This window comes from Amycolatopsis sp. NPDC059021, assembly GCF_042739895.1.
Lineage (GTDB): Bacteria > Actinomycetota > Actinomycetes > Mycobacteriales > Pseudonocardiaceae > Amycolatopsis.
The window spans coordinates 74,703-87,762 of record NZ_JBHYIQ010000034.1 but is presented as its reverse complement, the minus strand read 5'-3'; the positions used below and the strand labels follow the sequence as shown (position 1 = coordinate 87,762).

Here is a 13,060-nt window from a genome sequence, read left to right as displayed (position 1 = left end):
CTCGCATGCGATGCGAGGAAAGTCCCCTTCAGCTCGTCTAACGAGACGAACGTCCCCTTCAGCCCACGGGCGGGCGGGCTGCCCCCTCGGCAGTCCGCCCGCCCACGTCCACAGGTACTACTACGGAACGCGGACCCCTCCGGTTCAGCGGCAGTCTTCGATCCAGTGGCCCGCCACAGGGACCGGCCGGGCGGCCGAGCGGCTCGCGTTCCACTCCGTCCAGCCGTCCTCGCCGAGCCGGTCCAGCACCGGCCGCAGCACACACGACCGCTGCGGTTCGGGCAGCAGTTCGGCAGCCGGGACGACGTCGGCGGAGAACCGGCTCAGATAGGCCGCGTCGAGCGGCTTCCCCTGGGCGAACCGGTCGATGTTGGCCCCGGCGATGACGCGCTCCGGGTCGAGCACCGCCAGCGCGAGCAGGGCCAGCGCCGCCGCGCCGACGGCGGCCCTCGGCAGCCAGGCCGTCCGCAGCCGCACCAGCGACGCGAGCACGAGCAGGAACACCACGCCGAGCCAGAGTTCGCAGACCTCGACCAGCACGCGCAGCACCGTGAAGCCGTACGCCTCCTGGTATGTCCACATGCGACTCAACGCGGACACCACCAGCACCAGGCTCAACGCGCTGAGCGCGCCGAGCATCGCCCGCTGCCACACCCGGTCCTGCACCGTCGCGTTCGGCGCCCAGCGCAGCGCGGCCGCGACCAGCGCCAGGGTGAGCACCGTGACGGCGCACAACTGCCAGAAGCCACCGCGGGCGTACTCGGCCGAAGTCAGCCCGTCGGTGCGCAGCACGTAACCGGTCCCGCCGAACAACACGACGAGCCGCACCGCGACGAACACCGCGAACAGCAGCACCAGCACGCCCAGCGGCAACGCCCACTCCAGCCGGTGAGCCGCGCGGACGGGCCGCCCGTCCACGGCCGGATGCGGTGGCGCGGCAAGGAGATAGCACGCCCCGGCCAGGCCGAGCCCGGCCGCGACGAAGACGAAGCCCCAGCGCAGCGCCGCGGGCGGGTCGATGTCCGGCACGAGCGACGACACCAGATGCGCGAACGTCGCGTCGGCGCTGCTCAACAGCGGGACGAACACGGCGAGCAGGCCCGCGGTCGCCAGTACCGCGAACACCACCCGCTGCCCGGCGCCTGACCGGCGGAGCGCGAGCGCGCCCAGCCCCTTGCCGACCCATGGCAAGCCCCGTAACGCCTCGACCGGCACCGCGAGCACGTCGTAGATCAGCGTGTTGACCGTCCGCCCGCCGACCACCGCGAGCGACCCGCAGACGCAGGCCGCGAGCACGCACAACACGAACAGCCAGCCCGAATCGCGATACGTCCCGACCGCGAGCAACGCCAGTGCGAGCAGCCCCCAGCCCAAGCTCGCCTTCGTGAAGTGCCGGGGTGAGCCCGCCTCGCGGGAACGCCGGTCCACGACCACCACCCCGGCCGCCAGCACGAGCCCGGTCAGCACCCAGCCGATGCCCGGCTTTCCCAGTGGCAGCAGGATCGCGGCGGCCAGCCCGGCCACGGCGGCGGCGGGCAGCACGGCGGGCGGCAACGGCACGACCGTCCACTTCGGAGGGACGGGCACCTGGTGCAGTACCGGTACCTGCGGTGCCTTCGGTAAGTCCACAGTGGACGTCGCGGCCGCCGATGGCTTGGCCGCGCCGGGCGGCGTGGCGTGGGCCGGCCCTGGCTTGGTCGGCTCGGACATGGGATTTCTCCTCGCTCTTTGGGGTAGCACCGTTGGGCAGCGCGAAGCAGACCTCGGCCGTGCGGGCCGGGCCGTCAGTGCTTTCCGGTTCAGGAAGCGGGCAGGGTGACGCGGATGCGGCAGCCCTCGGGCTCACCGGGCGGGGTGTCGACGACGCCGATGGTGCCGCCGTGCAGATCGACCACCCAGCGGGCGATCGCGAGGCCGAGGCCGGTGCCGCCGCCCCCGGCGCGCTCGCCGCGGGTGAACCGCTCGAACACGCGATCGCGTTCCCCGACGGGGATCCCCGGGCCCTGGTCGCGCACCTCGATGATCACCTCGTCGCCGCGTTTTTCGGCGTACGCGCGGACTTCTCCCCCGGCGGGCCCGTGCCGGGCGGCGTTCTCCAGCAGGTTGACCACGACCTGGTAGAGCCGCTCGCGGTCGGCGACGGCGGTGGCCCCGGGCGGCGAGACGTCGACGGCGAACCGCACGCCGCGGCCGGTGGCCGTCGCCATCACCTCGGCCTCGGCGGCGACGTCGGCCAGCAGTTCGGCGAGGTCGAACTCGTCGATGTCGAGCTTGAACGTCCCGGCGTCGATCTTCGACAGGTCGAGCAGCTCGGTCACCAGCCTGCTGAGCCGTTCGGTCTGCTGCAGCGCCGTCTTCAACGTCGCCGGGTCCGGTTCGGCGACACCGTCGACGAGGTTTTCGAGGACCCCGTTGAGCGCGGTGATCGGCGTGCGCAGCTCGTGGGAGACGTTCGCGATCAGCTCACGGCGCTGCTGATCGGCGGCGTCGAGGTCGGCGGCCATCTGGTTGAACGCGTGGGCCAGCTCGCCGACCTCGTCACGCGCGGTGGCCCGGATCCGCCGGGTGTAGTCCCCCTTGGCCATCGCGCGGGCCGCGGCCGTCATCTCGCGCAGTGGCCGGGTCATGCCGTGCGCGAGGATCTGCGAAGTGAGCAGCGCGAGCACGACGGCGGCGATCGTGGTGCGCGGCGGGATCCAGCCGATCTGGTAGGTGAAGAACGTCAGCGCGATCCCGCCCGAGACCACGAGCAGGATGGCGAGCTTGAGCTTGATCGACCGGATCGGGTCGAGCGGTCGCGGCAGCAGATCGACGAGCTTGACCAAACGAGTCTTCACGAACCGACCTCCAGCGCGTAGCCGACGCCGTGCACCGTGCGGATCAGGTCCGCGCCGAGCTTGCGCCGCAACGCCTTGATGTGGCTGTCCACCGCGCGTGTGCCCGAAGCGCTGCCGTGCACGTCCCAGTCCCACACCTCCGCCAGCAGCCGCTCCCTCGGCTGCACCGCCCTCGGCCGCTTGGCGAAGTGCACGAGCAGGTCGAACTCGATCGGCGTCAGCTGCGCGGCCACCCCGGCACGGGACACCCGCCGCTCGTCGACGTCGATCTCCAGATCGCCCAGCACGATCCGGGTGCCGGGAGTCCGCGCGGCGCGCTCGACCCGGCGCAGCAGCGCGTGGACCCGCGCCGTGAGCACCCGCATGGAGAACGGCTTCGTGAGGTAGTCGTCCGCGCCGACACCCAGGCCGACCAGCAGGTCGGTCTCGTCCGCGCGGGCGGTGAGCATCAGGACCGGCACCGGGCGCCGCGCCTGGATCCGGCGGCACACCTCGAGCCCGTCGAACCCGGGCAGCATGACGTCCAGCACCACCAGCTCGGGCTCGTGCTCGACGTCCGCGGCGACCCCGGCGGGCCCGTCGTGGGCCAGTTCGACGGTGAATCCTTCGGCCCGCAGCCGGGCGGCGATCGCGTCGGCGATGGTGCGGTCGTCCTCGACCACCAGCACCCGCCGTCCTCCCCTGTCCATGCCGCCGACTCTAAGCAATGACCGTGGAGGCGTTCGGGGTGAGCTGTGGAGATCCTGTGAAGACCCGGACCGGGTTTCGGCTGCGTTGCGAAAGCGCTACCGCCAGGTGTGTGACGTACGTCATGCATCCGAGGGGCCCGTGCGCAATCGACAGACTGCGCTCCGACCTGCCGAAGAATGAACAGACTGACAGTCCCACCCGTACTCGGGCGGCGCGCAGGATTCGGCGATGGAGCCGACGAGACGCCAAGACGAGCTCGTGCATGGGGACGGCCGGGTCGAACTCGGTGACGTCCGGTCGCTGGAGAACAGCCGCTTCTTCAACGAGGAACTGGCGCCGGTCCCGGTCGGCAAGCGGACCTGGACCACCTACAACTATTTCGCGCTGTGGATGGGCATGGCGCACAACATCCCGTCGTACGCGCTGGCGGCGTCGCTCATCGCGCTCGGCATGAACTGGCTGCAGGCACTGATCACGATCACCCTCGGCAACCTGATCGTGCTCGCGCCGATGCTGCTCAACAGCCACGCCGGCACCAAGTACGGCATCCCGTTCCCGGTGTTCGCGCGGGCGTTCTACGGGCTGCGCGGCGCGAACCTCGCCGCGCTGCTGCGCGCGTTCATCGCGTGCGGCTGGTTCGGCATCCAGACCTGGGTCGGCGGTGAGGCGATCTACGTCATCGTCGGGCGGCTCGCCGGATCCGGCTGGCGCGACTCGGCGATCGTGGCGGGCCAGCACTGGACACTGTGGCTGTCCTTCGCGGTGTTCTGGGTGATCCAGATGCTCATCATCTGGCGCGGTATGGAGGCGGTCCGCCGGTTCGAGAACTGGACGGCGCCGCTGGTGTCGGTCGGCTTCCTGGTGATGCTCGGCTACGTGCTGATCAACGCGGGCGGGTTCGGGCCGATCCTGGCCGATCCCGGGAAACTCGGCTGGGGCACGGGCTTCTGGAAGGTGTTCGCGCCGTCGCTGATGGCGATGATCGCGTTCTGGTCGACGCTTTCGCTGAACATGCCGGACTTCACCCGCTTCGGCGGCAGCCAGCGCAAGCAGGTCCGCGGCCAGATCCTCGGCCTGCCCACCACGATGACGTTCATCGCGGTGGTGGCGATCCTGACCACGTCCGGCGGCAAGGTGCTCTACGGCGCCGAGCTGTGGGATCCGGCGAAGCTCGCCGACAAGTTCTCGAGCCCGGTCGTGGTCGTCGTCGCGCTCGTCGCGCTGGTGCTCGCGACGATCTCGGCGAACCTCGCGGCCAACGTCGTCAGCCCGTCCTACGACTTCTCGAACGCCTTCCCGAAGCGGATCACGTTCGCCGTCGGCGGGCTGATCACCGGGATCGTCGGCATCCTGATCCAGCCGTGGCGGCTCTACTCCGACCCGAGCATCTATATCTTCGCGTGGCTCGGGTTCTACGGCGGGCTCCTCGGCGCGGTCGCCGGTGTCCTGGCCGCCGGGTACTGGATCGTGTACCGGACCCGGCTGAAACTGCGGGATCTCTACACACCCGATGGGGTGTACTGGTTCACCGGTGGCTGGAACTGGCGGGCGCTGGTGGCCACTCTGGTGGGTGCGGTGCTCGCCGTCGGCGGCGCGTACAGCGCCGAAGGGAGCGGTCCGTTCCCCGCGGACGGGCTGATCCCGTTCCTCAAGCCTCTCTACGACTACAACTGGGTGGCCGGTCTGGTCGGCGCGTCCGTCGTCTACCTGGCACTGGCCCGTCCCGTAACGAAGAAGGAGGAGATCAGTGAGCGAAGTGGTCAGGGCCGGGTTGATCCAGCAGCGGTGGACGGGTGACAAGGAGTCCATGATCGGATGCGCGGTCGACGCCATCGGCAAGGCCGCGTCGCAGGGGGCTCAGGTCGTCTGCCTGCAGGAACTGTTCTACGGCCCGTATTTCTGCCAGGTACAGGACACCGACTACTACTCCTACACCGAGGGCATTCCCGACGGCCCGACGACGAAGCTCATGCAGGAGGTCGCCGAACGCCACGGCGTCGTGCTGGTCGTCCCGATGTACGAGGTCGAGCAGCCCGGCGTGTACTACAACACCGCCGCGGTGATCGATGCCGACGGGACCTACCTCGGCAAGCACCGCAAGAACCACATCCCGCAGGTCAAGGGCTTCTGGGAGAAGTTCTACTTCCGGCCCGGCAACCTGGGCTACCCGGTGTTCGACACCGCCGTCGGCCGCATCGGCGTCTACATCTGCTACGAGCGGCATTTCCCGGAGGGCTGGCGGGCGCTGGGCCTGGCCGGGGCGAAGATCGTGTTCAACCCGTCGGCGACCAGCCGGGGCCTGTCGGAGTACCTGTGGCGCCTCGAACAGCCCGCGGCCGCGGTGGCGAACGAGTACTACGTCGGCACGATCAACCGGGTCGGCGTGGAACCGTTGGGCGACAACGACTTCTACGGTCAATCGTACTTCGCGGACCCACGCGGCCAGCTCGTCGGCGAGGCGGCGTCGGACACCGAGGAGGAGATCGTCGTCCGCGATCTCGACATGGGCAAGCTCGCCGAGGTCCGCGACCTGTGGGCGTTCTATCGCGATCGCCGGCCGGACAGCTACGGCCCGCTCGCGGAGGCGTGATGACGACGCTTATCAAAGGCGGCCAGGTCCTTTCCCCGGCGGGCGCGACGACCGCGGACGTCCTCGTGGACGGCGAACGCATCACCGCCGTCGCCGCGCCCGGCGTGCTGATCGAGGCCGAGGAAATCATCGACGCCACCGGGAAATACGTGATGCCCGGCGGGATCGACGCGCACACGCATATGGAAATGCCCTTCGGCGGCACGCATTCGGTCGACACGTTCGGCACCGGGACCACGGCCGCCGCGTGGGGCGGCACCACCACGATCATCGACTTCGCGGTACAGGCCAAGGGCACCTCGCTCCTGTCCACCTTGGACAAATGGCACGAGAAGGCCGACGGGAACTGCGCGATCGACTACGGCTTCCACATGATCGTCTCCGACGTCAACGACACGACGCTGAAGGAGATGTCGGCCTGCGTCGACGGCGGGGTCGGCAGCTTCAAGATGTTCATGGCCTACCCCGGCGTGTTCTACTCGACCGACGGCGAAATCCTGCTGGCCATGCAGAAGGCGCGGGAGATCGGCGCCACGATCATGATGCACGCGGAGAACGGCATCGCGATCGACCAGCTGGCCGCGCAGGCCGTCGCGGCGGGCAACGTCGATCCTGTCCAGCATGGACTGACGCGCCCGCCGGAACTGGAAGGCGAGGCGACGTCGCGGGCGATCCAGCTCGCGAACGTCACCGGGGCACCGCTGTACATCGTGCACTTGTCGGCGTCACAGGCACTCGCGGCAGTGGCAGAGGCTCGCGAGACCGGCCAGAACGTCTTCGCCGAGACGTGCCCGCAGTACCTCTATCTGTCCATTGAGGACTTGGCGAAGCCGGGCTTCGAGGGCGCGAAGTACGTGGCCTCGCCGCCGTTGCGGGACAAGTCGCATCAGCCCGACCTCTGGCGCGGTCTGCGCACGAACGACCTTTCGGTGGTCTCGACCGACCACTGCCCGTTCTGCTTCAAGGACCAGAAAGAGCTGGGACGCGGCGACTTCCGGGCCATCCCGAACGGGATCCCCGGCGTCGAGCACCGGATGGACCTGCTGCACCAGGGTGTCGTGGCGGGCGAGCTGTCGCTGGGCCGCTGGGTCGAGACGTGCTCGGCCACCCCGGCGCGGATGTTCGGCCTCTACCCGCGCAAGGGTGTGATCGCGGCGGGCTCGGACGCGGACATCGTGATCTACGACCCGGCGGCGAAACAGACCCTGTCCGCCGAGACCCACCACATGAACGTGGACTACTCGGCGTACGAAGGGTTCGAGATCACCGGCAAGGTGGATACGGTGCTGTCCCGGGGACGGGTCGTGGTATCGCCGTCCGGTTTCACCGGCAGCACGGCGCACGGCAAGTTCCTTTCCCGGCAGCTCAACCAGTACCTGAACTGAGGGGGCGTCAATGGATTTCGGGATTGTTCTGCAGGCCGATCCGCCCGCGAGCGAGGTCGTGCGGCTGATGGCCGACGCCGAGAACGCGGGATTCCGCTACGGCTGGACGTTCGACTCGTGCGTGCTGTGGCAGGAGCCGTTCGTCATCTACTCGGCGATCCTCGCGGCGACGTCCTCGCTGGTCGTCGGGCCGATGGTGACCAGCCCCGGCACGCGGGACTGGTCGGTGATGGCCTCGACCTTCGCCACGCTCAACGACATGTACGGAAACCGGACGGTGTGCGGGATCGGCCGCGGCGACTCCGCGCACCGCGTCGTCGGGAACCCACCGTCCACTTTGGCCACTGTCCGCGAGTGCATGCGGCAGGTGAAGGACCTCGCCGAGGGCCGCGAAGTGACGCTGAACGACACGGCCGTGCGCATCCCGTGGATCCGGGGCGGGCGGCTGGAGATGTGGATGGCGGGCTACGGGCCGAAGGCGCTGAAACTGGCCGGTGAGCACGCCGACGGGTTCATCCTGCAGTGCGCCGACCCCGCGATCGCGCGCTGGACCATCGGTTCGGTGCGGGAGGCGGCCCGCGCGGCCGGGCGGGATCCCAGCGGCATCACCATCTGCGTGGCCGCTCCCGGCTACGTCGGCGACGACGTCGCCCACCAGCGGGAGCAGTTGCGCTGGTTCGGCGGGATGGTCGGCAACCACGTGGCGGACCTGGTCGCCCGCTACGGCGATTCCGGGCCGGTGCCGCGCGAGCTGACCGACTACATCCGTGAGCGAGAGGGGTACGACTACGCGCATCACGGCCGCGCGGGCAACCCGTCGACCGACTTCGTCCCGGACGAGATCGTCGACCGGTTCTGCCTGCTGGGCCAGGCCTCGGCCCATATCGCGCGGCTGGAAGAGCTGGTGGAACTCGGCGTCGACCAGTTCGCGCTGTACCTGATGCACGACCGGCGCGAAGAAACCCTCGCCCACTACGGCACCCAGATCATCCCGAAGCTCACCGCCTGAGCTTCCCGATCGGGCAGCCCAGCCGACGCGAAAGGACGTACGGGCAACGGGCTTTCCGACGTCGATCAGTCCTAAAGTGACAGTCCCGACGACGGCGGAGGAAACGCGATGGGACTGGCGACAGCGGTGGTGGCGGTCGAGGTCCAGGCAGGGGACCTACTGTGCCCCGCACTGGACCCGGCCGCGCCGGCGAAGCTCACGAAGGCGACACCGGCCGCGCTCACCGCGGGCACGATGGTCGCCGGCGTCGCGGCGGCACCCGCGGCGGCGGGCGGGACCGTGAGCTACTACCCGCCCGCGCAGGCGGCGCCGGCGTCGGTGACCGGGCTCGGCACCGGGATCGCGGCCGCGGTGGTGGCCGACGAGAAGGGCCGGTGCGCGCGGCAGAATCCGGTGGCACAGGGCGCGTTCGTCGTCGGTTCCTGTGACACGCAAGGCGTTCTGGCCGTCGCACCGAAACACGACTTCGCCAACGTCCTCGATTTCGGTGCGAAGGGCGACGACCAGAGCGACGACTGGGCCGCGATCACCCGGGCCATGGACTCGCTCGACCCGATCCGGCCAGGGGTGCTGTACTTCCCCGCGGGGAACTACCGGATCAGCCGCCCGCTGCACGTCGACCGCGAGCTGGGCCGGATCGAGCTGCTGGGCGAAAGCGAGCACACCACCACCATCCGGTTCTTCGGCCCGCACGGGCCCGCGCTGTGCGTCTCGCCGAAGACCGTGGCCCATCTGCCCACCGCGGACGCGCTGCTCACCGGCAACGGCAAGGCCGGGGTGCTGCGCACGGGCAGCCGCAACACCATCAACCTGCGCGACAGCCCGGCACTGGACCTCGATGGCGCCAAGGCTTTCACCGTCGCCTGCACCGTGCGCCCCGACGAGCTCCCCGGCGGCGGTGGCGCGGCCGTCCTCAGCAGTTCCGGAAGGCGGCTCGTCAGCGAGAAGGCGACCAGCGCGTTCGGCATCTTCCTCGGCGGCACGACCGGCAAGGTCACGGTCAGCGCCACGGCGTGCCTCGGCGGCAAGGACTACACGATCGTCCACCCCGGCGGCTTTCCCGTCGGGCAGGCGCTCCACCTCGCCCTCGTCTGGGACGGTACGCAGCTGTGCCTGTACGCCGGTCCGCCGGGAACGAGCCTGGCCCCCGCGCAACCGCCGGAGGGACAGCGCCCGGCGAGCGGCGCGACGCTGACCCAGCCGGTGGAGGAAGGCGTCTACGTCGGGGTGCAGAGCACCGGCGGCTGGCCGGAGTACCGGACCCCGACCTACCCGTTCACCGGCCGGATCGACTCCATCCGGATCACCGAGTTCGCGATCGACCGCGACGCCGGACGCAAGTTCACCGCGCCGACGGCGAAGTTCCCCGAGGACTTCGCGAGCAACGTCAAGACCGATCCCGCCGACCCGGCGAAGCGGCTGGTCACCCGGATGCTGATCAACTTCGACCGCGACGTCGACGTGTTCACCGTCGGTTCCACCTGGCTCGGGCAGAGCCAGTTCCCGGCCCCGGTCTATCTGATGCACCAGTGGAGCGACGGGATTCCGGCGAACGCGATCACCACCGTCCGCCGCCTGGAGTTCCAGTCCCCCTCCGGTGCGGGCATCCACGCACAGCTTTCGGTCAACTCGCTGTTCAGCCACCTCCGTGTCACGGCTTCACGCGACGGCATCCGGCTGCGCAACAACAGCTACCTCGTCGACATCGACCACCTCTACGTCGCGGCTACCCGGCTCGGCCTGACGCTCGGGAGCGTCACCACACTGGCGAACGTGACCCGGTTCTCGACGGCGGGAACGCAGTACGACTTCGTGGCCACCGACATCGTCAGCGTCCACGCGCAGGACTGGTACATCGGTGGTTCCCGCTCGATCGTGCCGCTCCTGCTGACCTCGGCGGCCCACTTCGGTCACTTCCACGGTGTCGGCGTCGTGATCAGTTCGGAAGCCGCCCAGCTGAGCGAGGTGCAGACCTGGCGGGCCGCGGTGGCGACGTCCAGGCTGGCGCATTTCACCCTCGAGAACTCGACACTGGAAACGGCGTTCCTCGACCAGCTCGATTGCCCACCGGTGCTCATCGACGAATCGCTGATCCCGGTCGACGCGAACCGCGACTTCCCCGGTTCGTCGGTGTTCCTCAACTGCTACTTCGAGCCCAGCCCGAAGGCGCGGGCGAACATCGAGTTCTCGGGCCGGAAAGGGCCGAGCCCGGTCCGGCTCGCCGGGAACATCAGCAGTGACCCCGCCAAGCCGTGGGTACCACCGGAGAACGCGAACCTGGTGTCCCACCTGGGCGGTTGTGTGTCCACAACGGACAGTGGCCAGACGCAGTGGCGGGGCGGCCGGGACTGGGTGTTCGCCCACGACACCACGACCGGCCGGATCGGTGCCCGCGAACGGGAGACCCAGGGCAGCGGCATCGCAGGACCGAGCCCGGCGCTGCTGGCCGCCGTCCCACTGGCGCCGGGCGCGAGCCGGTACCAGGCCGAGGTCATGGCGACCGACGCGGCGGGGCGCGCCGCGACCTGGGTGATCGAGCAGGGCCTCAGTACCGTCGGCACCACCGCCACCCCGTGGGCGCCGCAGCCACGCGTGCTCGATTCCTTCGGCTCCGCGGGAGGTTCGGTGCCCACGGGCTGGGCACCGCCGGAAATCGTCGCGTCCGGCGGGAACGCTGTCGTGCGGTGCTCGGCGCCTTCGGGACTCACGCTGGCTTTCACGGTCAAACTCCGGACTCTCGAAGGACTGGCCGCCTCCTGAGCGTGTCCCTGGGGTTTACCCCACCCTGGAACTGCGGCCGACCCCAGGGACAGCACTCGATCCGCCCGCCAGTCTGGACCCATGAAGCCCTTCCGCATCGCGGCGGCGGCCACGGCCGCCGTCACGGCGACGGCGTTGCTCGCGCCCGCCGCCTCCGCCCAGCAGGCGCCAGGAATCGCCTGGCACGCCTGTGATCCGTCGTCGAAACCACCGAGCGCCGGCTACCGCTGCGCGACCTACGAGGTCCCACTGTCCTATCGCGACCCCGGCGGGCCGAAGATCCAGCTCGCGCTGGGCCTGCTGCCCGCGGCCGACCAGAGCCGCAAACGCGGCACGATCTTCTTCAACCCGGGCGGTCCCGGTAATTCCGGCCGCTTCGCGCCGCCGTTGACACCCGCGCTGCACGAACAGTTCGACATCGTCGGATTCGACCCGCGCGGCGTCGGTGCGAGTACACCGGTGCGCTGCTTCAGCGATCCGTCGCAGTTGGAGCCGCTGAAACGGATCCTCGGGCAGTTCCCGATCACGCGTGAGCAGGAGCGGCAACAGGTCGCCGACGCCCGCACCGTCACCGAGGCGTGCGGGCGCAACGCGGGCCCGCTGCTCGGACACCTGTCGACGGCCAATGTCGCCCGCGATCTCGACCGGCTCCGCGCCGCCGCCGGTGAGCCGCGGTTGCGGTATTACGGGCTGTCGTACGGAACCTATGTCGGCGAGAACTATGCCAATCTGTTCCCCGGCCGGGTCGGCGCGCTCGCGCTGGACGCCGTCGACGATCCGGTGAACTGGTCGACCGGCTACCGGCCGCAGGACGCGAAGGTACCGTTCAGCTACCGGCTCGGCGGCTTCGAAGGTGCGCAGCAGGCACTGAACTCGTTCCTCGCCGACTGCGCCGCCGACACCCGCTGCGCCTTCCGCGAGCCCGGTACCGATCTGCTCGCGAAGTGGAACCGGATCCTCGACCGGCTCCAGACCGGCCCGGTGACGATCCCGGGCGGCGACGGGGCCATCCGCACCGTCCGCTATCAGGACGTCATCGGCGAAGTCCACCGTGGACTGCTCGACGAGGCGAAGGCCGCGAACCTGGCCCGGTTCCTCCAGGCCGTCGCAAGCGCCCCGGCCGGCGCGGCGGCCATGTCCACAGTAGACACACCGATCGGGACGCCGTTCGACTCGGCGATGGGCGGGGCGGGCACGGTGTGCGCCGACGCGAGCAATCCGCGTGATCCCGAGTCGTGGTGGCAGTACGCGAAACTCGCCGACCGCGCCGGGCGGGGTTTCGGTTCCTACGACCTGTACCTGTCGATGCCGTGCGCGCTGTGGCCGGTCACCGATCCGGACCGCTACACCGGGCCGTGGAACCGGTCGACCGCGGCGCCCGTGCTGCTGCTCTCGAACGGCCGGGGCGACCCGGAAACCCCGCACCAGGGCGCACAACGCACCGAGCGCCTGCTCGCCGACGCGCGGCTGCTCACACTCGACGCCTACGGCCACGGCACCCGTGGCAGGAGCGCGTGCATCGACACGGCGCTGGAGCGCTACCTCGCCGACGGCGTGATGCCCCCGCGCGGCACGGTGTGCTCGCCGGATCACGGGCCGTTCGACCGGTAGCCGGAATGGCGAACTCGCGTGATCAGCAGGAGGGCTCGTGTGTCCGGATGGAGATCTCGCGTGTTCAGGAGGCGGGGGGGGGGGCGGGCGGGGGGGGGGTGGGGCCCCCCCCCCGGGGGGTGGTGTGGCCGCCCCCGGTGTGGGGGGGGGTGTTGTAGTGTGTGGGGGGCCCACTGGG

General features: G+C 70.0%; 9 protein-coding genes. 6 read left to right on the top strand and 3 right to left on the bottom strand.

Annotated features, from left to right (window positions below; all coding sequences use genetic code 11):
• Positions 1 to 144: 144 nt before the first annotated feature.
• The 3 genes from ACFWX1_RS21400 to ACFWX1_RS21390 all read right to left on the bottom strand — a co-directional run bounded on the left by ACFWX1_RS21400 (position 145) and on the right by ACFWX1_RS21390 (position 3,505).
• Entirely contained in the window at positions 145 to 1,710 is a 1,566-nt protein-coding gene (locus ACFWX1_RS21400) for a DUF4153 domain-containing protein (protein ID WP_378389827.1), read from the bottom strand.
• Between the two features lie 89 nt (positions 1,711 to 1,799).
• Positions 1,800 to 2,837 carry an ATP-binding protein gene (locus tag ACFWX1_RS21395; RefSeq protein WP_378389825.1) on the bottom strand — a complete coding sequence of 346 codons (1,038 nt, stop codon included), beginning with the start codon at positions 2,835 to 2,837 and terminating at the stop codon, positions 1,800 to 1,802.
• Positions 2,834 to 3,505 (bottom strand): response regulator transcription factor, encoded by a 672-nt coding sequence (locus ACFWX1_RS21390; protein ID WP_378389835.1) that lies wholly within the window; start codon positions 3,503 to 3,505, stop codon positions 2,834 to 2,836. Before ACFWX1_RS21390 ends, ACFWX1_RS21395 begins: the two co-directional genes overlap by 4 nt.
• 250 nt (positions 3,506 to 3,755) lie before the next feature.
• Here ACFWX1_RS21390 and ACFWX1_RS21385 point away from each other — a divergent pair, with 250 nt between their 5' ends.
• The 6 genes from ACFWX1_RS21385 (at position 3,756) to ACFWX1_RS21360 (ending at position 12,882) form a co-directional block, all read left to right on the top strand.
• Positions 3,756 to 5,324 (top strand): NCS1 family nucleobase:cation symporter-1, encoded by a 1,569-nt coding sequence (locus ACFWX1_RS21385; RefSeq protein WP_378389823.1) that lies wholly within the window; start codon positions 3,756 to 3,758, stop codon positions 5,322 to 5,324.
• Positions 5,275 to 6,117, top strand: coding sequence for a nitrilase-related carbon-nitrogen hydrolase (locus ACFWX1_RS21380; RefSeq protein WP_378389821.1), 843 nt, complete (start codon positions 5,275 to 5,277; stop codon positions 6,115 to 6,117). Before ACFWX1_RS21385 ends, ACFWX1_RS21380 begins: the two co-directional genes overlap by 50 nt.
• A complete protein-coding gene (gene hydA / locus ACFWX1_RS21375) occupies positions 6,117 to 7,502 on the top strand; it encodes a dihydropyrimidinase (RefSeq protein WP_378389819.1) in 1,386 nt (461 codons plus the stop codon). Before ACFWX1_RS21380 ends, hydA begins: the two co-directional genes overlap by 1 nt.
• A 10-nt stretch (positions 7,503 to 7,512) precedes the next feature.
• Entirely contained in the window at positions 7,513 to 8,511 is a 999-nt protein-coding gene (locus ACFWX1_RS21370; RefSeq protein WP_378389817.1) for a TIGR03842 family LLM class F420-dependent oxidoreductase, read from the top strand.
• Between the two features lie 108 nt (positions 8,512 to 8,619).
• Positions 8,620 to 11,271: a glycosyl hydrolase family 28-related protein gene (locus ACFWX1_RS21365; protein WP_378389815.1), complete on the top strand. Its 2,652-nt coding sequence runs from the start codon at positions 8,620 to 8,622 to the stop codon at positions 11,269 to 11,271.
• A gap of 81 nt (positions 11,272 to 11,352) precedes the next feature.
• A complete protein-coding gene (locus ACFWX1_RS21360) occupies positions 11,353 to 12,882 on the top strand; it encodes an alpha/beta hydrolase (protein WP_378389813.1) in 1,530 nt (509 codons plus the stop codon).
• Positions 12,883 to 13,060 lie beyond the last annotated feature (178 nt).

Coding starts and splice junctions, on each gene's coding strand:
- ACFWX1_RS21400 (WP_378389827.1), bottom strand. CDS start 1,710: ATGTCCGAGCCGACCAAGCCAGGGCCGGCCCACGCCACGCCGCCCGGC.
- ACFWX1_RS21385 (WP_378389823.1), top strand. CDS start 3,756: ATGGAGCCGACGAGACGCCAAGACGAGCTCGTGCATGGGGACGGCCGG.
- hydA (WP_378389819.1), top strand. CDS start 6,117: ATGACGACGCTTATCAAAGGCGGCCAGGTCCTTTCCCCGGCGGGCGCG.
- ACFWX1_RS21370 (WP_378389817.1), top strand. CDS start 7,513: ATGGATTTCGGGATTGTTCTGCAGGCCGATCCGCCCGCGAGCGAGGTC.
- ACFWX1_RS21365 (WP_378389815.1), top strand. CDS start 8,620: ATGGGACTGGCGACAGCGGTGGTGGCGGTCGAGGTCCAGGCAGGGGAC.
- ACFWX1_RS21360 (WP_378389813.1), top strand. CDS start 11,353: ATGAAGCCCTTCCGCATCGCGGCGGCGGCCACGGCCGCCGTCACGGCG.